The sequence below is a fragment of the Amycolatopsis sp. NPDC054798 genome (genome assembly GCF_053611505.1).
In genome coordinates, this window is the sequence record NZ_JBSHAM010000016.1 from 56,996 (window position 1) to 83,158 (window position 26,163).

At 70.4% G+C, this 26,163-nt stretch carries 3 protein-coding genes; all 3 read left to right on the forward strand.

The annotated features are described in order from the left end of the window. Window positions 1-35 precede the first annotated feature (35 nt). The 3 genes from ACWGIC_RS13170 (at window position 36) to ACWGIC_RS13180 (ending at window position 26,162) form a co-directional block, all read left to right on the forward strand. Window positions 36-5,411 (forward strand): SDR family NAD(P)-dependent oxidoreductase, encoded by a 5,376-nt coding sequence (locus ACWGIC_RS13170; RefSeq protein WP_452076135.1) that lies wholly within the window; start codon window positions 36-38, stop codon window positions 5,409-5,411. Window positions 5,412-5,472: 61 nt separating this feature from the next. Continuing rightward, window positions 5,473-10,278 carry a type I polyketide synthase gene (locus ACWGIC_RS13175; protein ID WP_452076136.1) on the forward strand — a complete coding sequence of 1,602 codons (4,806 nt, stop codon included), beginning with the start codon at window positions 5,473-5,475 and terminating at the stop codon, window positions 10,276-10,278. 86 nt (window positions 10,279-10,364) lie between these two features. Continuing rightward, complete coding sequence (locus ACWGIC_RS13180) at window positions 10,365-26,162, forward strand: SDR family NAD(P)-dependent oxidoreductase (protein WP_452076150.1); 15,798 nt, start codon at window positions 10,365-10,367, stop codon at window positions 26,160-26,162. Window position 26,163: the final 1 nt, after the last annotated feature.

Sequence of the window (26,163 nt, forward strand, 5' to 3'; positions counted from 1 at the left end):
GCAGACGCAGCCGACCCCGGACAAGGCAGGGTTCCATGTCGAATGACGGCAAACTCCGCGAGTACCTCAAGCGAGTGGCCGCGGATCTCCACGACACTCGCCGGCAGCTGCGCGAGCTGCGCGAAAGCGAGCACGAACCGATCGCCATCGTCGGGCTCGGCTGCCGCCTTCCCGGCGCGCGGACCCCGGAGGAATTCTGGGCGTTGCTGCGCGAGGGCCGGGACGCGCTCACCGGGTTCCCGGACGATCGCGGCTGGGACGTCGAGGAGCTTTACGATCCGGACCCGGACCGCTCCGGGAAGTCCTACGTCCGCACCGGCGGCTTCGTCGACGGCGCCACCGAGTTCGACGCCGGGTTCTTCGGGATCAGCCCGCGCGAGGCACTGGCGATGGATCCGCAGCAGCGGTTGCTGCTGGAGACGTCGTGGGAGGTGTTCGAGCGGGCGGGGATCGCGCCGGAGTCGTTGCGGGGCAGCACGACCGGAGTGTTCATCGGTGCCGGGCACTCCGGCTACGACAACGGGTTCGCCGGGAACTCGGAGGCTGACGGCCATGTGCTGACCGGCAGTTCGGGCGCGGTCTCCTCCGGGCGGTTGTCGTACGTGTACGGGTTCGAAGGCCCGGCGGTCACCGTGGACACGGCTTGTTCGTCTTCTCTGGTGGCGTTGCATCTGGCGGTGCGGTCGCTGCGGTCCGGCGAATGCTCGCTGGCGCTGGCTGGCGGGGCGACGGTGATCTCGACTCCCGCTGCGTTCGTGGAGTTCTCCCGGCAGCGCGGTCTGGCTCAGGACGGCCGGTGCAAACCGTTCGCCGAGGCTGCGGACGGCACCGGGTTCTCCGACGGAGCGGGCCTGTTGCTGGTCGAGCGGTTGTCGGACGCACAGCGCAACGGGCACGAAGTGCTCGCCGTGGTGCGGGGTTCCGCAGTGAACCAGGATGGCGCTTCGAATGGGCTGACGGCTCCGAACGGTCCTTCGCAGCAGCGAGTGATCCGGGCGGCGCTGGAGAACGCTGGCCTCGAATTGTCCGATGTGGACGCTGTCGAGGCACACGGCACCGGCACGAAGCTGGGTGATCCGATCGAGGCGCAGGCCTTGCTCGCGACCTACGGGAAAGACCGGGAGCAGCCGTTGTGGCTGGGCTCGGTGAAGTCCAACATCGGGCACACCCAGTCCGCGGCCGGGGCGGCGGGCGTGATCAAGATGGTTCTCGCGCTGCGGCACGGGATGTTGCCGAAGAGCCTGAACATCGATGCTCCATCGTCCAAAGTGGATTGGTCGGCGGGCACGGTCCGGCTGCTGACCGAGGCGGTTTCCTGGCCGGAGGCGGAGCGTCCGCGCCGGGCGGCGGTGTCGGCGTTCGGAGTCGGCGGGACCAACGCGCACGTGATCGTGGAGCAGCCTCCGGCGCCGGAGGCCGGGGAGCCGGGCCGGGCGATGGACGTGGTGCCGTGGGTGTTGTCCGCGAAGAACGACGCCGCGTTGCGGGAACAGGCGGAACGGCTCGCGGAGCACGTTCGTGCGCGGCCGGAGCTGCGGCCGGTGGACGTGGCGTTTTCGCTGGCGATTGGTCGATCGGCGTTGGAGCGCCGGGCCGCGGTGGTGGCTGGCGACCGGGCCGGGCTGCTGACTGCGCTGTCCGCGGTGTCCGGGGGAACAGTGGCGACGCGGGGGCGGACGGCGGTTCTGTTCTCTGGTCAGGGTTCTCAGCGGGCTGGGATGGGGCGGGAGCTTTCGCGGTCTTTCCCGGTGTTCGCGCGGGTTTTCGCTGAGGTCTGCGACGAACTGGATCGGCATCTTGCTTCGCCGGTGCGAGAGGCGCTGTGGGGCGACGATCCGGCTCTGGTCGACGAGACTGGAGTGGCGCAGCCTGGGCTTTTTGCGTTCGAGGTGGCGTTGTTCCGATTGTTCGAGTCTTGGGGTGTCACGCCGGATTTCGTGGGTGGGCATTCGATTGGTGAGCTGGCTGCGGCGCATGTGGCTGGTGTGTTGTCGCTGGGAGATGCGGCGCGGTTGGTGGCGGCGCGGGGTCGGTTGATGCAGGCGTTGCCCGCTGGTGGCGTGATGGTGGCGGTGCAGGCGTCTGAGGACGAGGTGCAGCCGGGCCCGGGCGTGTCGATCGCGGCGGTGAACGGGCCGAGTTCGGTGGTGCTCTCCGGTGACGAGGAGGCGGTCTCGGCGGTCGTCGCGCAGTGGGAGGGCCGCCGGGTCAAGCGGTTGCGGGTGAGTCACGCGTTTCATTCGCATCTGATGGACGGGATGCTGGACGAGTTTCGCGCGGTGGCTGAGGGAATCGAGTTCGGTAAGCCGCGGATTCCGGTCGTGTCGAATCTGACTGGTGAGCTGGTGTCGGAGTTTTCGGCGGATTACTGGGTGCGGCATGTGCGGGCCACGGTGCGGTTCTGCGACGGAGTCCGGGCGCTGGAAGCCAAGGGAGCCGCCAAATTCTTGGAGATCGGCCCCACCAGCGCACTGACCCCGATGGTCCAGGAGTGCCTGACCGCGGACGCTGCCCTGGTCACGGCGATGCGGAAGGACCGGTCCGAAACCCAGGCAGCGGTCGAGGCGGTCGCTGCGCTCCACCAGAACGGCACCCCGGTGGACTGGCACCAGTTCTTCGCCGGAACCGGTGCGCGGCGGGTCGACTTGCCGACCTACGCCTTCCAGCGCCGTCGGTACTGGCCGCGGGCGACCGGTGCGGCCGGCGATGTGCGTCCGTTCGGCCTGGTTCCGGCGGAGCACCCGTTGCTGGGCGCGGCCGTGCGGCTCCCGGAGTCGGAGGAAACCGTCTTCACCGGACGGCTGTCCGCGGAAACCCAGCCGTGGCTGGCCGACCACGTGGTGCTCGGCAGCACGGCGGTGCCGGGGACGGTGCTGGTCGAGCTGGCGGCCTGCGCCGGTGACCGGGTCGGCGGCGGAGTGCTGGAGGAACTCGTCCTAGAGGCGCCGCTGGTACTGCCGGAGCGCGGCGGGGTGCGGATCCAGGTGGTGGTCGGTGCGGAGGAAGCGGGTCGTCGGCCGGTCGGCGTGCATTCAGCGCAGGCAGACGGCGAACTCGGCGCGAACTGGACACGGCACGCCACCGGGGTGCTGACCGCGAGCGCTCCGGAACCGGCGGCGGGCGTTGGTGCCTGGCCACCGGCGAACGCCACTCCGCTCGACGTCGGGGACGCCTACCAGCGGCTGTCTGACGCGGGGCTCGACTACGGTCCCGCCTTCCAGGGGCTGACGGCGGCCTGGCGGCGCGAGGACGAACTGTTCGCGGAGGTCCGCGCACCTGAAGGGGTGGAAGCGAAATCCTTCGGCCTGCATCCCGCGCTGCTCGACGCCGCCCTGCACGTGACTGCCCTCGTCGGCGAGTCCGAGCAGACGTTGATTCCCTTTGCCTGGAGCGGGATTATCCGGTACGCGACGGGTGCGTCCGCACTTCGGGTGCGGATCGCCAAGACCGGGCAGGACGAGGTGTCGGTCGAGCTCGCCGACGACAGCGGCGCACCGGTGGCCACGGTGCGGTCGCTGACCTCGCGTCCGATCTCCGCGGAGGCACTGCGGGCCGCGCGTCCGGACGGCGACAGTTCGCTGTTCAGTCTCAAGTGGACAGAGGTGTCAGCCGCGCCGGATCCGGGAAGGCCGCGGTGGGCGGTGTCCGGTCCTGATTGCGGTCTGCTCGACGGGCTCGACGCCGAGCGGTACCGCGACCTGGCCTCGATCGCGGAGGCCGAGCCGCCGGAAGTGGTGTTCGTCGAATCCTCGCCGGGTGCCACGGCGAGTGCGGCCACCGCGGCTGTCCTCGCGGTTCTCCAGTCCTGGCTGGCCGAAGAACGGCTCGCGGCCTCGCGTCTTGTCGTGGTGACGCGGGGTGCGGTCGCTGTCGAGACGGACGCGGGAGTGGACGATCTCGCCGGAGCGGCGGTCTGGGGCTTGGTGCGCTCCGCACAGGCCGAGCATCCGGACCGATTCACCCTGCTGGACCTCGACGACCAGGTCAGCTCCCTCGACCTGCTGCCTGCCGCGCTGGCTCTTGACGAGCCGCAGCTCGCGTTGCGGGACGGCGTCGTGCGAGTGCCGAGGCTGGAACGGGCATCCGCGGCCTCGGGAAACACCGGTTTCGCGCCGGAGGGCACCGTGCTCGTCACTGGCGGCACGGGAGCTTCGGGCAGCGCGGTGGCGCGGCATTTGGCGGCCCAGCACGAGATCCGGCATCTGCTGCTGCTCAGCAGGCAGGGCACCGATGCGCCAGGTGCCAAGGAACTGGCCGACGAACTAGCCGAATCCGGTGCCACGGTGACGATCGCCGCCTGCGACACCACCGACCGGCACGCACTCGCGAACGTGCTGGAGAAGATCCCGGACGAGCATCCGCTGACCGGCATCGTGCACACCGCGGGCGTGCTCGACGACGGGGTGCTCGGCTCGCTGACCCCGGACCGTCTCGACGCGGTGCTGGGCCCGAAGATCGACACCGCGCTGAACCTGCATGAACTCACCCGCGACCGGAAACTGGGCTGCTTCGTGCTTTTCTCCTCGGCCGCCGGTGTGCTCGGCGGACCGGGGCAGGCCAACCACGCGGCCGCGAACGCGTTCCTGGACGCGCTCGCCCAGTCCCGCCGGGCGGCGGGCCTCCCGGCGGTGTCGCTGGCCTGGGGACCGTGGAACCAGACGGACGGCGAAGCCGACGTGTCCCGTGCCCAGGTCGATCCACTGTCCCTGGCCGAGGGATTGGCGCTGTTCGACACCGGGCTCACGGCCGGTTCGGCGGTGCTGGTCCCGGCCGCGCTGGAACCCGCGCGACTGCGGGCACAGGCGGGCTCGGGCACGCTTCCGGCGATGCTGCGCGGGCTGGTCCGCGGCCCGGTGCGAACCGCGCCGGGGGCCGGTGCCGCCGAAGCGGATCTGCGGCAGCGCCTGGCCGGCCGGTCCGCGGAAGAACAAGAGGCGCTGCTGATCGCTTTGGTGGCAACGCACACCGCGGCGGTGCTCGGCTACGACCCGGCGGACCCGATCGACGACACCAGGGCGTTCCAGGAGCTGGGCCTGGATTCGCTGACCGCCGTCGAACTCCGCAACCGGTTGAGCGCGGCCAGCGGGCTGCGGCTGCCGGTGACGTTGGTGTTCGACTATCCGAAGCCGTCCGTTCTGGCCCGATACCTGCGCACCGAGTTGACTGAGGCGCAGGAGCGGAACGCGCTCGGCGCCGCCCTGCAAGAACTGGACCGGCTGGAAAACACCCTCCTGACGGTCGCCGGGGACGACGGCGCCGGCCGGTCCCAGGTGACGACGCGATTGACCGCGCTGCTGGCGAAACTGTCCGGCGCGCAAGCGGATCCGGACGCCGGCTCGCTGGCGGAAAGGCTGGAGGAAGCGACGGACGACGAACTCTTCGCACTGGTCGACGGCGGCTCCGGCAGATGAGTTGTCCGCGAGGGGACCTTTCGATTCCTGTCGATTCCTGGCAAAGGGAGGTGACGGCCTCATGTCGGCCGAAGACAAGCTCCGCGAGTATCTGAAGCGGTCCATCGCCGAACTGCACGAGGCTCGCGATCAGCTGCGCGAGGCCGAGGAGAAGGACCGCGAGCCCATCGCGATCGTGGGCATGAGCTGCCGCTACGCCGGCGGCGTCCGCTCCCCGGAGGAACTGTGGGACCTCGTCGCCTCGGGCGGCGACGCGGTGTCCGGCTTCCCGCTCGACCGCGGCTGGAACGTCGCCGGTCTTTACGACCCCGAGGGGGTCCGTCCCGGGACCAGCTACACCGACCAGGGCGGCTTCCTGCACGAAGCCGGTCAGTTCGACCCGGCGTTCTTCGGCATCTCGCCGCGCGAGGCACTGGCGACCGATCCGCAACAACGGCTGTTGCTGGAGACCGGCTGGGAGGCGCTCGAACGCGGCGGGTTCGATCCGACCTCCCTCGCGGGCAGCGACACCGGGGTGTTCGTCGGGGCGACCTACCAGGGCTACGAAACGACGGGCGAACTGCACCAAGACGATGTCGCGGGACATCTGCTGACCGGCAACTCCCCGAGCGTCATCTCCGGGCGCGTCGCGTATGCCTTCGGGTTCGAGGGTCCCGCGGTGACCGTGGACACGGCTTGTTCGTCTTCGTTGGTGGCGTTGCATTTGGCGGCACAGTCGTTGCGACGCGGAGAGTGTTCGCTGGCGTTGGCCGGTGGCGTCACGGTGATGTCGACGCCTTACACCTTTGTCGAGTTCGCGCGGCAGGGCGGGCTGGCTTCGGACGGCCGGTGCAAGTCCTTCGCTGAAGGCGCTGACGGCACCGGCTGGGGCGAGGGGGTCGGGCTGCTTTTGGTGGAGCGGCTTTCCGACGCTCGGCGGAACGGGCATCCGGTGCTCGCGATAGTGCGTGGTTCCGCGGTGAACCAGGACGGTGCGTCGAATGGTTTGACGGCTCCGAACGGTCCGTCGCAGCAGCGGGTGATTCGGGCGGCGCTGGCGAGCGCCGGTCTCGGATCGTCCGATGTGGACGTGGTCGAGGCGCACGGGACTGGGACCCGGCTCGGTGATCCTATTGAGGCGCAGGCGATTCTGGCGACGTACGGGCAGGACCGGGAGCAGCCGCTGCGGCTGGGGTCGATCAAATCGAACATCGGGCACACCCAGGCGGCGGCTGGCGTGGCTGGTGTGATGAAGATGGTGCTGGCGATGCGGCACGGGATGTTGCCGAAGAGCCTGCACATCGATGCTCCGTCGTCCAATGTGGACTGGTCGGCTGGTGCGGTCGAGCTGTTGTCCGAGGCGATGCCGTGGCCGTCTTCGGAGCGTCCTCGTCGGGCGGGGGTGTCCTCGTTCGGGATCAGCGGGACTAATGCGCACGTGATCGTGGAGCAGGTTCCGGAGGAGCCTCCTGCGGAGCGCGGCCGCGAGTTGAGTGTGGTGCCGTGGGTGCTGTCGGCCAAGAACCCGGAGGCACTGCGGGAGCAGGCGCGTCGGTTGGTGTCCAGTGTGGACGATGCTTCGGCGGTGGATGTGGGCTGGTCGCTGGCGACCACCCGGGCGGCGTTGGAGTGCCGGGCGGCGGTGGTGGGCACCAGCCGGGACGAGTTGCTGGCGGGTGTTGCCGAATTAGGCGAGGGCCGCGGTTCCGTGGGAGTCGCGGCCAAGGGTCGGACGGCGTTTTTGTTCTCTGGTCAGGGTTCTCAGCGGGCCGGGATGGGTCGGGAGCTGGTCGACGCTTTCCCGGTGTTCGCGCAGGCTTTCGACGAGGTGTGCGCGGAGCTGGACCAGCATCTCGCTTCACCGGTGCGGGATGTGGTGTGGGGCGACGATCCGGGGTTGGTGGATCGGACGGAGTTCGCTCAGCCGGGGCTGTTCGCGTTTGAGGTGGCGTTGTTCCGCCTGCTGGAGTCTTGGGGTGTTACGCCGGATTTCGTGGGCGGGCATTCGATTGGCGAACTCGCTGCGGCGCACGTTGCTGGTGTGCTGTCGCTGGGAGATGCGGCGCGGTTGGTGGCGGCGCGGGGTCGGTTGATGCAGGCGTTGCCCGCTGGTGGCGTGATGGTGGCGGTGCAGGCGTCCGAGGATGAGATCGAGCTTGAGTCCGGTGTGTCTGTCGCGGCGGTGAATGGTCCGCGTTCGGTCGTGCTCTCTGGCGACGAGGAGGCGGTGTCGCGGTGGGAGTCGAAGGGGCTGCGGACTAAGCGGTTGCGGGTGAGCCACGCGTTCCATTCGCACCTGATGGACGGGATGCTGAACGAGTTTCGCGCGGTGGCTGAAGGGATCGAGTTCGGCAAGCCGCGAATCCCGGTCGTGTCGAATCTGACTGGCGAGCTGGTCGAGGAGTTTTCGGCGGATTACTGGGTGCGGCATGTGCGGGACACGGTGCGGTTCTGCGACGGCGTACGCGCGCTGGAAGCCAAGGGAGCGAACAGGTTCCTGGAGGTAGGACCGTCGAGCGCGTTGGTCCCGATGATCGACGAATCTCTCGACGCCGACGCCACGGTGGTCGCGGCGGTGCGGAAAGACCGCCCTGAAGCCCAGTCCGTGGTCGAGGCTGTCGCCACGCTGCACGCGAACGGTGCCACCGTGGACTGGAAACAGTACTTCGAGGGCACGGGCGCGCGCCGAATCGACCTGCCCACCTATGCCTTCCAGCGGCAACGCTACTGGCTGGAACCTCCCGAGCAGGCTCCCGACGCCGTGGACACGGTGGAAAGCAGCTTCTGGACGGCAGTCGAACGCCAGGACGCCGCTGCGGTCTCGTCGGTACTGGCGATCGACGGCGCTCCCGAGCAGGAGTCGCTGACCGCCTTGCTGCCCGCGTTGTCGTCCTGGCACCAGCGGCATCGCACGCAGTCGACCCTCGACCAGTGGCGGTACGAGGTGACCTGGAAGCCCGCGAGCGAGCTGCCGGTGAAGCCGCTGACCGGGACCTGGCTCGTGGTACTGCCATCGAGGCTGCCCGCCGACGACTGGCCGGACACCTTGGGCAAGGAACTGACCGGCCGCGGCGCGCAGGTGCGCACGCTGACGTTATCCGGTGGCGACGACCGCGAGACAATCGCGGCCAGGCTGACCGAATCGGCCGCCGACACTCCGGTGAGCGGCATCGTTTCCCTGCTGGCCCTCGATGAAACCCCGCAGCCGGGGTTGCCGTCGGTGCCGGACGGTCTCGCCGCGACCTTGGGGCTGGCGCAGGCCGCCGGGAAGATCGCGGGCGAGCCACGGATCTGGAGTGTCACCCGGGACGCCGTGGTCGTCGGCGGGCCGGACCGGCTGAGCAACCCGGTCCAGGCGCAGGTCTGGGGCCTCGGCCGGGTGGTGGCGCTGGAACACGCGGAACGCTGGGGCGGTCTCGTGGACCTGCCGGAGACAGTCGACGCCCGCGCGGTCGCCCGTCTCGTTGACGTTGTGGCTGGGGCCGGTGACGAGAATCAGCTGGCGGTCCGTGACTCCGGGGTGTTCGTTCGCAGGCTGCGGCGCGCACGACCGGACGACGCCGCTGTCGAGTGGACTCCCGGCCCGGGCACCGTGCTGATCACCGGCGGCACTGGGGCGCTCGGGGCTCGCATCGCGCGGTGGCTGGCCCGCCGGGGTGCCGAACACCTGGTGCTGACCAGCCGCCGGGGCCGCGAGGCCGCCGGGATCGCCGAGCTGGAAGCCGAACTGAACGAGCTGGGCGCCCGGGTGACGGTCGCCGCGTGCGACGCCGCCGACCGCGAGGCGCTGGCAGCGTTGCTGGCCGGGATTCCCGGCGAGTTCCCGCTGACCGGCGTCGTGCACGCGGCGGGCGTCCTCGACGACGGGGTGCTGGAATCCCTTGCCCCGGAACGGCTCGGCACGGTCTTGCGCCCGAAGGCGGACGCCGCGCTGAACCTGCACGAACTCACCCGGGACCGCGAGCTGGGGATGTTCGTGATGTTCTCCTCGATCGTCGGCGTGGTGGGCAGCGCCGGGCAGGCCAACTACGCGGCGGCGAACGCTTACCTGGACGCGCTCGCCGAGCAGCGGCGGGCGCTGGGGTTGGCCGCGACCGCGGTCGCCTGGGGCCCCTGGGCGGACGGCGGCATGGCCGCGGGCAGCGACGCCGTGACCGACCGGCTGCGGCGCGGCGGGGTACCGCCGATGTCGCCGGAGCTGGCCATCACGGCGTTGGAACGCGCGGTGGCACGGGGAACGGCCTCGGTGACGGTCGCGGACATCGACTGGGAGCTCCTGACTCCCGCGTTGATCGCGGCCGGGCCCAATCCGCAGTTCAGCGATCTGGCCGAGTTCCGCCGGGCGGCGGAGGAGACCCGGACCGAGGTCGCCGACGAATCTTCGTTGCGGGACCGGCTCGCCGGAATGCCCGCCGGCGACCGGCTCGACGTCCTGCTCGCTCTGGTGCGGGAAAAGACCGCGAAGGTGCTCGGCTATCCGTCGGCGGACCGCGTCGAACCGGAGCGCGCGTTCGGCGATCTCGGCTTCGACTCGCTGACCGCGGTGGAATTCCGGAACGCGCTGGGCACGGCGACCGGGATCCGGGTCCCGGCCACGGTGGTGTTCGACTACCCGACGCCGAGCGCGGTTTCCGGGTACCTGCTGGGCGAACTGGTCGGGGACGACTCCGCGGGAAACCGGCTCGGCGCCGAGCTGGACCGGCTCGAATCCGCCTTGTTCGCCTCCGCCGTCAGCGGACCGGAGAGCACCGAGATCACCGCCCGGCTGCAGAACCTGCTTGCTCGCTGGAAGGAAAGCCACGACCAGGCCGCCGCCGGGGAGGACATCGCCTCGGCCACCAAGGACGAGCTGTACGAGATTCTGCAGAAGGAATTCGGCCGCGCCTGAGCACGGCGCCCGCGAACCCTCCCTGACTTCGACGAGGAGTTTTACCGATGGGGAATGACCAGGAGTTGCTCGATCACCTCAAGTGGGTGATGGGCGAGCTCAGGCAGTCTCGGGAGCGGCTGCGCGAGGTCGAGGACAAGGCGCGGGAGCCGATCGCGATCGTCGGGATGGCCTGTCGTTTCCCTGGCGGGGTCGCCTCGCCGGACGACCTGTGGCGGATGCTCGCCGACGGAGCGGACGGGATTTCCGGGTTTCCGGAGGACCGCGGCTGGGACCCGGCGGATTTCTATCACCCCGAGGGCGGGTTCCTGTCCGGTGCGGGTGAGTTCGATCCCGCGTTCTTCGGGATCAGCCCGCGCGAGGCGATGGCGATGGATCCGCAGCAGCGGCTGGTGCTGGAAACGTCGTGGGAGGCAATCGAGCGGGCCGGGATCGCGCCGGATTCGTTGCGGGGCAGCGCGACCGGGGTGTTCGCGGGCACGAACGGCCAGGACTACCTGTACCGGGTGGGCGGCGAAGCCCCGCCGGAAAGCCAAGCCCATCTGGGAACCGGCAACGCGGCGAGCGTGCTGTCCGGACGGGTTTCGTATTTCTTCGGCTTTGAAGGCCCCGCGGTCACGGTGGACACGGCGTGTTCGTCGTCGTTGGTGGCGCTGCATCTTGCCGTGCAGTCGTTGCGCGCCGGGGAGTGTTCGCTGGCGTTAGCCGGTGGCGTGACGGTTTTGTCGACGCCCGCGATTTTCGAGGAGTTCGCGCGGCAGGGCGGGTTGGCTTCGGACGGTCGCTGCAAGTCGTTCTCCGAGGCGGCGGACGGCGCGGGGTTCTCCGAGGGCGTCGGAATCCTTTTGGTGGAGCGGTTGTCGGACGCGCAGCGCAACGGGCATCAGGTGCTCGCGGTGGTGCGCGGCAGTGCGGTGAATCAGGACGGCGCGTCGAATGGATTGACCGCGCCGAATGGTCCTTCGCAACAGCGGGTGATTCGGGCGGCGCTGGCCAACGCGGGTCTCGGTATGTCTGATGTGGACGCTGTCGAGGCGCACGGTACTGGGACGACTTTGGGCGACCCGATTGAAGCCCAGGCGTTGCTGGCGACTTACGGCCAGGGGCGCGAGCGGCCGTTGTGGCTGGGTTCGGTGAAGTCGAACATCGGACACACTCAGGCGGCTGCGGGTGTCGCCGGGGTGATGAAGATGGTTTTGGCGATGCGGCATGGGGTGTTGCCGAAGAGTTTGCATGTTGATGAGCCGTCGTCGCATGTGGACTGGTCGGACGGTGCGGTCGAGCTGCTGGCCGAGTCGCGGCCGTGGCCGGAGGCGGACCAGCCTCGTCGCGCTGGGGTGTCGGCGTTCGGGATCAGCGGGACCAACGCGCACGTGATCGTGGAGCAGGCTCCCGAGGAGACTGTTGCGGAGCCTGGCCGTGAGCTGGGTGTGGTGCCTTGGGTGTTGTCGGCGAGGAATCCGGAGGCGTTGCGGGAGCAGGCGCGTCGGCTGGTGTCCAGTGTGGACGATGCTTCGCCGGTGGATGTGGGCTGGTCGCTGGCGACCACCCGGGCCGCGCTGGAGTACCGGGCAGCAGTGGTGGGCGCCGACCGGGACGAATTGCTCACGGGCGTCGCCGCGCTGGCTGAGGGCCGCGGTGTCACTGGGATGGCGGCTAAGGGCCGGACGGCTTTTGTCTTTTCCGGCCAGGGTTCTCAGCGGGCCGGGATGGGTCGGGAGCTGGTCGAGGCTTTCCCAGTGTTCGCGCAAGCTTTCACCGAGGTGTGCGACGAGTTGGATCGGCACCTCGACGCTCCCGTGCGGGATGTGGTGTGGGGCGACGACCCGGGTCTGGTGGATGAGACCGGGGTGGCGCAGCCGGGGCTGTTCGCGTTTGAAGTGGCGTTGTTCCGGTTGTTCGAGTCCTGGGGCGCGACCCCTGACTTTGTCGGCGGACACTCCATCGGCGAGCTGGCTGCCGCGCATGTGGCTGGTGTTTTGTCGTTGGCGGATGCGGCGAAGTTGGTCGCGGCGCGAGGACGGCTGATGCAGGCGTTGCCCGCTGGCGGCGTGATGCTCGCGGTGCAGGCGTCTGAGGACGAGGTGCAACCGGGCCCGGGAGTGTCGATCGCGGCAGTGAACGGGCCGGATTCGGTGGTGCTCTCCGGCGACGAAGAGGCGGTGTCGCGGTGGGAGTCGAAGGGGCCGCGGACTAAGCGGCTGCGGGTGAGCCACGCGTTCCATTCGCATCTCATGGACGGGATGCTGGAGGAATTCCGCGCGGTGGCGGAGGGAATCGAGTTCGGCCAGCCGCGGATTCCGGTGGTCTCGAACTTGACCGGTGAGCTGGTGTCGGAGTTTTCCGCCGACTACTGGGTGCGTCACGTCCGGGACACCGTGCGGTTCTACGACGGCGTCCGCGCGCTGGAAGCCAGTGGGGTCACCAGGTTTGTCGAGATCGGTCCGTCCAGCACGCTGACCGCGATGATCCAGGACTGCCTGGCCGCCGACGCGGTGCTGGTCCCCGCGATGCGGAAGAACCGGCCCGAACCGCAGTCGGCGGTCGAGGCTGTCGCTGCACTGCACGTCCACGGCACTCCGGTGGACTGGCACCAGTTCTTCGAGGGCACCGGCGCGCGGCGAATCGACCTGCCCACCTACGCCTTCCAGCGGCAGAGCTACTGGCTGGAGCCGGTGAAGCGGAACCAGGACAGTGTGTCCACTGTGGACCAGTGGCGGTACCGGATCACCTGGAAACCGCTCACTCCCGCCCCAGCGGAAACCATCTCGGACACCTGGCTGGTCCTCGTTCCCGAGGGCCAGCCGGAAGACTGGACGGCAGGACTCCCCGCGCGCCGTCTGGTGGTTTCCGCGACGGACGCTCCCGACGTGCTTGCCGATCAGCTGCGGCAGGCCATCGCCGAGGGACCGGTGACGGGCGTCCTGTCACTGCTGGCGCTCGACGAACAACCGCTGCCGGGCTACCCGGAGGTCCCTGCGGGTCTGGCGGCGACGGTCGCTCTTGCCCAGGCCCTGACCACCATCGGCAGCGACGCGCGGCTGTGGGCAGTGACCCGGGGTGCGGTGTCGGTCGGCCGCGGAGACACCGTGTCCAGCACCGCGCAAGCGGCGGTGTGGGGCCTCGGCCGCGTGGCGGCGCTGGAACATCCGCAGCTGTGGGGCGGTCTGGTCGATCTGCCCGACCGGGTGGACGAGCCGGTGCTCGCGCACCTGAACGCGGTGCTGTCCGGTGAAGAGGACCAGGTGGCGATCCGCGCGGACGGGGTGTTCGGGCGGCGGCTGGAGCGCGCCGAAGCCCCGGCCGACAGCGATCGCTGGGTCCCGCGAGGCACCGCGCTGGTGACCGGCGGCACGGGTGCGCTCGGCGCGCGCGTGGCGCGATGGCTGGCGGCTCAGGGCGTCGAGCATCTGGTGCTGACCAGCCGTCGGGGGCGCGAGGCTCCCGGCGCGGCTGAGCTGGAAGCCGAGCTGACCGCGTTGGGCGCCCGGGTGACGATCGCAGCGTGCGACGTGGCTTCCCGCGCCGCGGTGGAAGACCTGCTGGCCCAATTCCCGGTGACGGCCGTCGTGCACGCGGCGGGCGCGCCGGACTCGACGCCGTTCACCGAGAGCACCCCGGCGAACCTCCAAGAGGTACTGGCCGCCAAGGTGCGCGGCGCGGCGAACCTCGACGAACTCCTCGGCGACCGGCAGCTGGACGCCTTCGTCGTGTTCTCGTCGATCGCCGCGGTGTGGGGCAGCGGCAACCAGGCGGCCTACGCGGCGGCCAACGCGTTCCTGGACGCCCTTGTCGAGCAGCGCCGGGACCGTGGCCTCGCTGGCACCGCAGTGGCCTGGGGGCCGTGGGCGGGCGGCGGAATGGTCAACGCGGAAGGGGCCGTCCAGCTGCGCCGTCGCGGGCTGGCGCCGATGGCGCCCGGCCGCACGATCGCGGCGCTGCAGCAGGCGCTGGAGTCGGCGGACGCGTCCGTGGCGATCGCCGACGTGGACTGGGAGTTGTTCGCCCCGTCGTTCACGTCCGGCCGTCCCAGCCCGCTGCTGTCCGACCTGCCGGAAGTGCGGCAGGTGCTGACGGAACCGGCCGCCGGTTCCGGTTCCTCGCCGCTCGCCGGACGACTCGCCGGGTTGACCGCGGGCGAACAGGACAGCGTGCTGCTGGAGCTGGTGCGCACCGAAACCGCGAAGGTGCTCGGGCATCCCGGTCCGGGCAGCGTCGATCCCGCGCGGCCGTTCCGCGAACTCGGCTTCGACTCCCTGATGGCGGTCGAGTTCCGCAACGGGCTCGCCGCGGAGACCGGCGTCCGGCTGCCCTCCACTGTCGTCTTCGACCACCCGACCCCCACCGCGGTCGCCGCTTGCCTCCGCGAAGAAGTCCTGGGCGGGGAAGAGCAGGTCGTGGCACCGGTGGTGACGGTTGCCGCGCAGGACGAACCGATCGCGATCGTCGGCATGGCCTGCCGTCTGCCGGGCGGGGTGGCCACGCCGGACGACCTGTGGCGGCTGGTCGCCGACGGTGTCGACGCCATCAGCGAGTTCCCCGTCGACCGCGGCTGGGATCTCGACGCGCTCTACCACCCGGCCCCGGAACACCAGGGCACCAGCTACACGCGCGCCGGCGGCTTCCTCTCTGACGCCGCCGAATTCGATCCGGGCCTGTTCGCCATCTCGCCGCGGGAAGCCCTCGCGATGGACCCGCAGCAGCGGCTGCTCCTCGAAACGGCGTGGGAAACGTTCGAACAGGCCGGAATCGACCCGCGGTCCCTGCGGGGCAGCCGGGCCGGGGTCTTCGTGGGCTCCGGGTACTCGGGTTACGGACACGCCGCCGGCACCACAGCCGACGAGGTGGCCGGCCACCTGCTGACCGGGATCGCGACCAGCGTGCTGTCCGGACGGCTCTCGTACGTCTTCGGACTCGAGGGCCCGGCGGTCACAGTGGACACCGCCTGCTCGTCGTCGCTATACGCCCTGCATATGGCCGCGCAATCGCTGCGGTCCGGGGAATGCACGCTCGCGCTGGCGGGCGGGGTCACGGTGATGTCGACCCCAGGGACGTTTGTCGAGTTCTCCCGGCAGCGCGGCTTGGCTGCGGACGGCCGGTGCAAGCCGTTCGCGGCGGCCGCCGACGGCACCGGCTGGAGCGAGGGCGTCGGGCTGCTCTTGGTGGAGCGTTTGTCGGACGCCCGGCGTAACGGGCATGAAGTGCTGGCTGTGCTGCGCGGCAGTGCGGTGAACCAGGATGGTGCTTCGAATGGGCTGACGGCTCCGAACGGTCCGTCGCAGCAGCGGGTGATCCGGGCTGCGCTGGCCAATGCCGGGCTGAAACCGTCCGATGTGGACGCCGTCGAAGCGCACGGGACGGGCACGAAGCTCGGTGATCCCATTGAGGCGCAGGCGTTGCTGGCGACTTACGGAAAAGATCGGGAACAGCCGTTGTGGCTGGGATCGATCAAGTCGAACATCGGGCACACTCAGGCGGCGGCGGGCGTCGCCGGGGTGATGAAGATGATTCTGGCGATGCGGCACGGGGTTTTGCCGAAGAGCCTGCACATCGACGAACCGTCACCGCACGTGGACTGGTCCGCCGGCGCGGTGGAACTGCTGGCCGAGTCCAGGGAATGGCCGGACGGAAACCGCCCGCGGCGGGCAGCGGTGTCGTCCTTCGGGATCAGCGGCACCAACGCGCACGTGATCCTGGAACAAGGCGAGGAAACCGGCGGCGGCGAGCCGGACCGTACGCCGCGCGACCTGCCGTGGGTGCTGTCCGGCAAGGACCGCTCCGCGTTGCGTGCACAGGCCGAACGGCTCGCCGCGCACATCCGGGCCAACCCGGCTCTGCACCCGGCGGACGTCGCGTACTCGTTGGCGACCGGCCGGGCGGGGTTGGAACACCGGGCGGTCGTCTTCGGCGACGAGTATTTGTCCGAAGTGGACACGCTCGCCGAGGGTGGGACCGTTGCGGTGGAGGGGATCGCTGTCGCGGGCAAGACGGCTTTCCTGTTCGCGGGTCAAGGCGCGCAACGGCTCGGGATGGGACGTGAGCTGTACCGGACCTATCCGGGCTACGCCGAAGCCTTCGACGACGTCTGCGCCCGGCTCGACCGGCACCTTGGACGGCCGCTGCGCGAGATCATGTTCGCTGAGGACGGCTCGGCGGAGGCCGGGTTGCTGGACCAGACCGAGTACACCCAGCCCGCGTTGTTCGCGGTCGAGGTCGCGTTGGCCCGGTTGCTCGAATCCTGGGGCGTGACCCCGGATTTCGTCGGCGGCCACTCGATCGGCGAGCTGGCTGCGGCGCACGTGGCCGGAGTGCTGTCGCTGGACGACGCGGCACGGCTGGTGGCGGCGCGGGGCCGGTTGATGCAGGAACTTCCCGGGGGCGCGATGGCCGCCGTCGAGGCTGCCGAAGCCGAGGTGCTTCCGCTGCTGGCCGGTCGGGAAGCGGCGATCGCCGCGGTGAACGCTCCCGGCTCGGTCGTGGTGTCCGGGGAAGAGAGCGCGGTCCAGGAGGTCGTGGAGTACTGGCAGGCCCGGGGCCGCCAGGCGAAACGGCTGCGGGTGAGCCACGCGTTCCACTCGCCGCTGATGGACGGGATGCTGGCGGAGTTCCGCCGCGTCGCGGAAACCGTCGAGTACCGCGCGCCGCGCATCCCGGTGGTGTCCAATGTGTCCGGTCAGCTGGTTTCCGAGTTCTCGGCGGAGTACTGGGTTCAGCACGTGCGCGCCGCCGTGCGGTTCAGCGACGGAGTGCGGGCTCTCGAATCCGCTGGGGTCTCGCGGTTTGTCGAGATCGGCCCGAGCAGTGTGCTGTCCGCGATGGTCCAGGACTCCCTGGCCGGGGACGACGCGGTCCTGATCCCGTTGTCGCGCAAGGACCGGACGGAAGGGCGAGCGCTCACCGAAGCGGTCGCGGGCCTGTTCGCGGCGGGCTGCCCGGTGGACTGGACGGCCTTCTTCGCGGGAACGGGCGCCCGCCGGGTGCCGTTGCCGACGTACGCCTTCCAACGGCGGCGTTACTGGCTCGGCGGATCGCCGGGCACTGGAGAGGCGCGTCAGCTGGGGCTGGCGTCGGCGGAGCATCCGCTGCTGGGCGCGGCGCTGGCGTTGCCGGACTCGGACGGGGTCGTGTTCACCGGCCGGTTGTCGCTGGAAACACAGCCGTGGCTGGCCGGGCACGCGGTGCTGGGGTCGGTGCTGTTCCCCGGCACTGGCTTCGTGGAGCTGGCAGTGCAGGCGGCCGACCAGGTCGGGTGCGGGGTGCTGGACGAGCTGATCCTGGAGGCGCCGCTCGTCCTGCCGGAACGGGGCGGGGTCCAGCTCCGGCTCGTGCTGGCCGAGGCCGACGAATCCGGCAGCCGGGCGCTGGCCGTCCACTCCCGTCCGGACGACCCGGCCGCGGCCGACGCACTGGGCGGGCCGTGGACCCGGCACGCCACCGGTTCGGTTTCGCCGGGCGGCCCGGAGCCGTCGTTCGCGCTGACCGAGTGGCCGCCCGCGGAGGCCGAGGCGGTGCCGGTCGAGGATCTTTACCCCCGGCTGGCCGGCGTGGGACTGGAGTACGGCCCGGTGTTCCAGGGCCTGACCGCGGCGTGGAAGCGCGGCGACGAGATCTTCGCCGAGGTCGCCTTGCCCGAGGACGTCGACGCGGGTTCCTTCGGCCTGCATCCGGCCCTGCTGGACGCGGCCCTGCACGCACTGGGAGCCGCGCCGGCCGGTCCGGAGGCGGGTCCGGCCGGGCTTCCGTTCAGCTGGACCGGCGTGACCTTCCTGGCTTCGGGCGCCTCGGCGCTGCGGGTGTCGCTGACGCCGACGGGTTCGGACGCGGTCGCACTGCGCCTCGCCGACGGCACCGGCGCTCCGGTCGCGTCGATCGAGTCCTTGGTGCTGCGGCCGGTTTCGGCGGACCAGCTGAACAGGTCGACCGGGTTCGTGGACTCGCTTTTCGGCCTGGAGTGGGCGGAGACGCCCGTCGGCGAGGCCGGGGAGACCTCCTGGGCTGTGCTGGGCGAACTGGCTCTCGCGGTCGACGCGGACCGGTATCCGGAGGTGGCGGCGCTGGCCGACGTCGCTCCGGAAATCGTGTTCGCCAGCGGTGCTTCGCCCGCTCAGGTGCTCACGCTGATCCAGTCCTGGCTGAGCGAGGAGAGGCTGGCTGGTTCGCGGCTGGTGGTGGTGACGCAAGGCGCGGTCGCCGTCGAACCGCACGCGGAAGTACGGGATCGGACCGCGGCCGCGGTGTGGGGTCTGGTGCGCTCGGCGCAGGCGGAACACCCCGGCCGATTCGTGTTGCTCGACCTGGACGACAGCCCGGGCTCGCTCGACCGGTTGCCTGCCGCGTTGGCCCTTGACGAACCTCAGCTCTCCCTGCGCGACGGCGTCGTGCGGGCACCTCGGCTGACTCGGGTGCCCGCCGAAGACGGCCTGGTTCCGCCGTCCGGGCAGCCGTGGCGGCTGGCCGTGTCGGAGGACCGGACGCTCGAGAGCCTGAGGCTGGTGGAATGCCCGGAAGTGCTGGCACCGCTGGAAACCGGGCAGGTGCGCATCGCGGTGCGAGCGGCGGGCGTGAACTTCCGCGACGTGCTCAACGCGCTGGGCATGTATCCGGGGGACGCCGGTCTGCCGGGCATCGAGGGCGCGGGCGTCGTGACCGAGGCCGGTCCGGATTCCGCGTTCGCGGTCGGCGACCGGGTGATGGGCTTGCTCACCGGATCGTTCGGCCCGGTCGCGGTGGCCGACGAACGGCTGGTGACCCGCGTTCCGGCGGGCTGGTCGTTCGCGGAAGCGGCCGCGACGCCGCTGGTGTTCCTGACCGCCTACTACGCGCTGCGCGATCTGGCCGGTCTCCGGCCGGGCGAAGCGGTGCTGGTGCAGGCCGCCGCGGGCGGGGTCGGCATGGCCGCGGCGCAGCTGGCGCGGCACTGGGGCGCGGAGGTGTTCGGCACCGCGAGCCCCGGCAAGTGGGACGTGTTGCGCGCCAATGGTTTCGCCGACGAACGCCTGGCTTCCTCGCGGTCGGTGGAGTTCGAGGAGAAATTCCGGACGGCGACCGGCGGCGCCGGGATGGACGTGGTCCTGGATTCGCTGGCGGGCGAGTTCGTGGACGCGGGCCTGCGGTTGCTGCCGCGCGGCGGCCGGTTCGTGGAGATGGGCAAGACCGACGTCCGGGAGCCCGGCCAGGTCGCCGAGCAGTACGCGGGTGTGGCCTACCGGGCGTTCGACCTGGTGGAGGCGGGACCGGAACGGATCCAGCAGATGCTGGCCGAACTGGTCGGATTGTTCGAGTCCGGGGCGATCCGGCCGCTGCCGGTCACGACGTGGGACGTGCGGCGGGCGGAGGACGCCTTCCGGTTCGTCAGCCAGGCGCGGCACGTGGGCAAGGTGGTGCTGACCGTCCCGGCCGCGCTGGCTCCCGAAGGAACGGTGCTGATCACCGGCGGCACGGGTGCGCTGGGCGGTCTGGTGGCCCGGCATCTGGTGGCCGGACACGGGATCCGGCATCTGGTGCTGACCAGCCGTCGCGGCCAGGACGCCCCTGGGGCGGCGGAGCTGACGGACGAGCTGGCTGCCCTCGGTGCCGAGGTGACGGTGGCGGCTTGCGACGCGGCGGACCGGGATGCGCTGGCACAGTTGCTGGACGCGATTCCCGCCGAGCACCCCTTGACCGGTGTCGTCCACACCGCTGGTGTGCTCGACGACGGGGTCATCGAATCGCTTACGCCCCAACGCCTCGACACCGTCACACGCCCGAAGGCCGATGCGGCGTTGATCCTGCACGAACTCACCCGCGAACACGACCTGGGCGCGTTCGTCCTGTTCTCCTCCGTCGCCGGCCTGCTCGGCGGCACCGGACAGGGCAACTACGCCGCCGCGAACGCGTTCCTGGACGCTCTCGCGCAGCAGCGTCGCGCACAGGGGCTCCCAGCAGTGTCGGTGACGTGGGGCCCGTGGTCTCGCGGCATGGTCGGCGAACTGTCCGAGGCGGACATCGCCCGGATGGCTCGCGGCGGAATGTTCCCGCTCTCCGACGCGGACGGGCTGGCGTTGTTCGACCGAGCCCTGCGCAGCGATCGCGCACTGCTCGCTCCGATGACCGTCGACCTCGCGACGATCACGGACCAGTCGGCCGGGAAGGCGCCTGCCGCGTTCCGTGGGCTCGTGCGGGCACCGGCCCGCCGGAAGGCCGCCGCCGGAAACGGCCGGATCGGCGAGTCCGCGCTGCGCGAACGGCTGCTCGGCTTGTCCCCGGACGAGCGGGAGCGGGCACTGGTGTCGATCGTGCGCGAGGAAACGGCTCGCGTCCTCGGTCACCCGTCGCCCGAGTCGATCGAGGTGACCCGCGCCTTCCGCGAGATGGGCTTCGATTCGCTGACGGCGGTGGAATTCCGCAACCGGCTCAAGAACACGACCGGCATCCGGCTCCCCGCGACCACGGTGTTCGACTACCCGACGCCGCTCGCCGTCGCCGGGCATCTGCGGACCGAACTCTTCGGCGCCGAGGACGAGATCGTCGCCACTGCCTCGACGGCGGCGTCGGTGGACGAGCCGATCGCGATCGTTGCCATGGGCTGCCGGTACCCCGGCGGGGTCAGCTCGCCGGAGGACCTGTGGGAGCTGGTCGCCTCGGGCTCGGACGCGATCTCCGGATTCCCGGACGGCCGCGGCTGGGACGTCGAAGCGCTGTACGACCCGGACCCGGACCATCGCGGCACCACCTACACGCGCGAAGGCGGGTTCATCCAGGCCGCTGCGGACTTCGACCCGCTGTTCTTCGGCGTCTCGCCGCGGGAAGCGTTGGCGATGGATCCGCAGCAGCGGTTGTTGCTGGAGACCTCGTGGGAGGTGTTCGAGCGCGCCGGAATCACGCCGGAATCGTTGCGCAGCAGCAAAACCGGCGTGTTCGTCGGCGCGGGCTACTCCGGGTACGGCGACTTCGACCAGAGTCCGGACGAAGTCGACGGCTACCTGCTGACCGGGAACGCGGCCAGTGTGCTGTCGGGTCGGCTGTCGTACGTGTTCGGCTTTGAAGGTCCGGCGGTCACCGTGGACACGGCTTGTTCGTCTTCGCTGGTGGCGTTGCATCTCGCGGTGCAGTCTCTGCGGTCGGGCGAATGCTCGCTTGCCCTGGCTGGCGGGGCGACGGTGATGTCTTCGCCGGAGCTGTTCAAGGAGTTTTCCCGGCAGCGTGGTCTGGCTCCGGACGGCCGGTGCAAGCCGTTCGCGGAGGCCGCGGACGGCACCGGCTGGGGTGAGGGTGTCGGGCTCCTGCTGGTGGAGCGGTTGTCGGACGCACAGCGCAACGGGCATCAGGTGCTCGCGGTGGTGCGTGGGTCGGCGGTGAATCAGGATGGTGCGTCGAATGGTTTGACGGCTCCGAATGGTCCGTCGCAGCAGCGGGTGATTCGTTCTGCGTTGGCCAGCGCTGGGTTGAAACCGTCTGATGTGGACGCTGTCGAGGCGCACGGGACTGGCACCCGGCTCGGTGATCCGATCGAGGCGCAGGCGTTGCTGGCGACCTACGGGCAGGACCGGGAACAGCCGTTGTGGCTGGGTTCGATCAAGTCGAACATCGGGCACACCCAGTCCGCGGCAGGGGTCGCCGGGGTGATGAAGATGGTTCTGGCGATGCGGCACGGGATTCTGCCGCGGAGCTTGCATCTCGACGAGCCGTCGTCGCAGGTGGACTGGTCGGCGGGGGCGGTCGAGCTGCTGGCGGAAGCCAGGGACTGGCCGGAAGCGGATCGGCCGCGCCGGGCGGGCGTGTCGTCGTTCGGGATCAGCGGGACCAACGCACACGTTGTCCTGGAACATGTTCCGGACGATTCCGCGGCGGTCGAGCCGGGCCGGGAACTGAGTGTCGTGCCCTGGGTGCTCTCGGCGGCGACGCCGGAAGCGGTGCGGGACCAAGCCCGGAAGCTGGCCGCGCGCGTCCGGGCGGACGAGGACGTCTCGACGGTGGACGTGGCCTTCTCGCTGGCCACGGCCCGGTCGGCGCTGGCGCGCCGGGTCGCGGTGGCGGGACGTGACCGGGACGAGTTGCTGCGCGGAATCGACGCGGTGGCGGACGGTGCGTTGCCGGTGGCGACCTCCGGGGGCTCGGGCGATGTGGTGTTCGTGTTCCCTGGCCAGGGTTCGCAGTGGGCTGGGATGGCTTTGGGGCTGTTGGAGTCGAGTCCGGTGTTCGCGGAGCGGCTGAACGAGTGTGCGGCGGCGTTGGAGTCCTTTGTGGACTGGTCGTTGCTGGATGTTCTGCGTGATGGGGCTTCGTTGGAGCGGCTTTACGTAGTACAGCCCGTTCTGTGGGCCGTGATGGTGTCGTTGGCCGAGGTGTGGAAGGCGCACGGGGTGCGTCCGGCTGCGGTGGTGGGGCACAGTCAGGGTGAGATTGCTGCTGCTGTGGTGGCTGGTGGTTTGTCTTTGCAGGACGGTGCTCGAGTTGTTGCGCTGCGCAGCAAGGCATTGACGGTCTTGTCCGGCAAGGGCGGGATGGTCTCGGTCGTCGAGCCGGTGGAGAAGGTGCGGGCGCGGCTTGGCGACCGGCTCTCGGTGGCAGCGGTGAATGGGCCGGGTTCGGTAGTGGTGTCCGGTGATCCCGACGCGTTGGACGAGTTGATCGCGGCGTGCGAGCGGGACGGTGTCCGGGCTCGGAAGGTTCCGGTGGATTACGCCTCGCACTCGGTGCACGTCGAGCAGATCGAGGCCGAGCTGCTGGACCTGCTGGCACCGGTTTCGCCGACTTCGGCGGAGATCCCGTTCTGTTCCACAGTGACCGGCGAGCCGCTGGACACCGCCGTGATGGACGCGGAGTACTGGTACCGGAACCTGCGCAACACCGTGGAGTTCGAGAAGGCCACGCGCAAACTGCTGTCCGATGGCTACCGAGTGTTCGTGGAGATCAGCCCGCATCCGGTGCTGGTGCAGGGATTGCAGGAGACGATCGACGACACGGACACGACCGCCGCGGCCGTAGGAACGCTGCGCCGGGACGAAGGCGGCCTGGACCGGTTCACCGCTTCCCTCGGCGAAGTCTTCGCCCACGGCGGCGCGGTCGACTGGGAGGTTTTCTTCGCCGAGACCGGTGCGCGGAAAGTCGACTTGCCCACTTATGCCTTCCAGCGCCAGCGTTACTGGCTGGAGCCGGTCGCGGCGCGCGGGGACGTGCGCAGTCTGGGCTTGACCGAGTCCGGGCATCCGTTGCTGGGCGCGGCAACCGGTCTGCCGGAATCCGACGGGACGCTGTTCACCGGCCGGATTTCGCTGGAAACCCAGCCGTGGCTCGCCGACCACGCCGTCTTGGGCGCGGTGCTGTTCCCGGGCACGGGATTTGTCGAACTGGCTCTGCAAGCCGGAGACCAGGTCGGTTGCGACGTGCTGGAGGAGCTGACGCTGGAGACTCCGCTGGTGCTCCCGGAAACCGGGGGCGTCCAGGTCCAGGTCGTCCTCGGCGGCGCCGACGACTCCGGGGCCCGCTCGCTGAGCGTTTACTCCCGGACCGAGGGCCACGCGGACCTCGGCGAGGCGTGGGTCCGGCACGCGACCGGGGTCGTGCGCACCGACGCCGGGACCCCGTCGTTCGAGCTGGCGGAGTGGCCGCCGCCGGGCTCCGCGCCGGTCGACGTCACCGGGCTTTACGACCGGTTGGCGGGCTTCGGGCTCGACTACGGCCCGGTCTTCCAGGGCCTGACCGCGGCGTGGCGGCGCGGCGACGAGATCTTCGGCGAGGTCCGGCTGGGCACCGACGCCGGCGCGTTCGGAATCCACCCGGCACTGCTCGACGCGGCACTCCACGCGCTGGGTCTCTCCGGCGAACCGCGACCGGGCGAGACCCGGCTGCCGTTCGCGTGGACGGGGATCAAGCTGTTCGCCTCGGGCGCCGCCGAACTCCGGGTCAAGCTCTCCCCGGCCGGTGCGGACGGGGTCGCGCTGGAGATCGCGGACGGGACCGGTGCTCCGGTGCTGTCGGCGGACTCGCTGGTGCTGCGGCCGGTGTCGGCCGGTCAGGTCCGGGCCGCGCGTCCGGACGGCGCCGATTCGCTGTTCCGGCTGAACTGGACGGATCTGTCCGGAGCCGCTGCGGACGGCAAGCTGCGGCTGACCGTGCTCGGCGAGCAGATCGGCCGGCTCAAGGGCCTCTTCGGGCTCAGCGGGGTCGAGGTCGACCATTGCGCCGACCTGACCGCGCTCGCAGAGATACCAGACTTCGTGCTGGTCGAAGGCGGGACGACAGCCGCGCACAACGCCGTGCGCGACGCCCTCGCGCTGGTCCAGACGTGGCTGGCGGACGAGCGGCTGTCGGCGGCCCGGCTCGTGTTCGTCACTCACGGAGCGGCCGACGACCTGGCGGGCGCGGCGGTGCAGGGGCTGGTCCGTTCCGCGCAATCGGAGCACCCCGGCCGGTTCGTGCTGCTGGACCTCGATGACGACGACGCCTCGCTGCGGAAGCTCCCGGCCGCGCTCGCGCACGACGAACCGCAGCTGGCACTGCGCGGCGGCAGCATCCAAGCGCCGAGGCTCGGCCGTCTCCCGAAGCCCGCGGCCCAGGCACCGGTATTCGACCCGGTGGGCACGGTGCTGATCACCGGCGGCACCGGCACTCTGGGCGGATTGGTGGCGCGGCATCTCGTTGCCGCGCACGACGTCCGGCACCTGGTGCTCGCCAGCCGTCGCGGCATCGCGGCTCCGGGGGCGGTGGAGCTGGTGGCGGAACTCGGTGCGCTCGGTGCCGAGGTCACCGTCGCGGGCTGTGACGCGGCCGACCGGGACGCACTGGCTGATCTCCTAGCGAACATTCCGGCAGAGCATCCGCTGACTGGTGTCGTGCACACCGCGGGTGTGCTGGACGACGGCGTCGTCGAGTCGCTGACCCCAGAGCGGCTGGCGGCGGTACTGCGGCCTAAGGCCGACGCGGCGCTGAACCTGCACGAACTGACCAAGAACGCCGAACTCGGTGCGTTCGTGCTCTTCTCGTCCCTCGCGGGCGTGCTCGGCGCACCGGGGCAGGGCAGTTACGCGGCCGCGAACGCCTTCCTGGACGCGCTTGCCCAGCACCGTCGCGGGCTCGGCCAGCCGGCGGTGTCGGTGGCCTGGGGTCTGTGGGAGCAGACCAGCGAGATGACCGGCGGCCTCGGTACAGCCGAGGTCGACCGGATGCGCCGAGCCGGGTTGGCACCGCTGTCGGCTGAGGACGGCATCGCGTTGTTCGACGCGGCACTCGGCGCGGACGAGGCGATCGTCGCCGCGGCACACCTCGACGTCGCGCCGTTCCGGACGCGACCGGGCGGGGTTCCGGCGATCCTGCGGAACCTGGTCCGCGTGCCCGCGGCTCGGGCCGCGAAGGCCGACCTCGATTCGGTGGACGCCCTGCGCGACCGGCTCGCCGGGCTTTCCGAGGCCGTCGAACAGGAAGCCGTGCTCGTCGAGATCGTGCAGACGCAGGTCGCCGGCGTGCTCGGCTTCGGCGGCGCGGACGAGGTGGACGCCGATCGGGCGTTCAGCGAAATCGGCTTCGACTCGCTGACGGCACTGGAACTGCGCAACCGGTTGAACGCTGTCACCGCGCTGAAGCTCCCCGCCACTCTAGTATTCGACTATCCGACGCCGGCGGCCCTCGCGAAGCACCTCCGGACGGAACTGGTTCCGGACCTGCCCGGAGACCGGAGCGAGGACCGGATCCGGCACCTGCTGCTGACCGTTCCCCTGACGCGCCTGCGCGACGCGGGAGTGCTGGACACCCTGCTGGAACTCGCCGGAGCCCGGCCGGATCCGGTTGCCGGAGAAGAGAAAGGCGACTCGATCGAATCGATGGACGCGAGCAGTCTCATCGACCTGGTGTTGCACGACCCTGGCAAGGAGGACTTTCCGGGAGAAGGACGGGCTGGCGATGAATGAC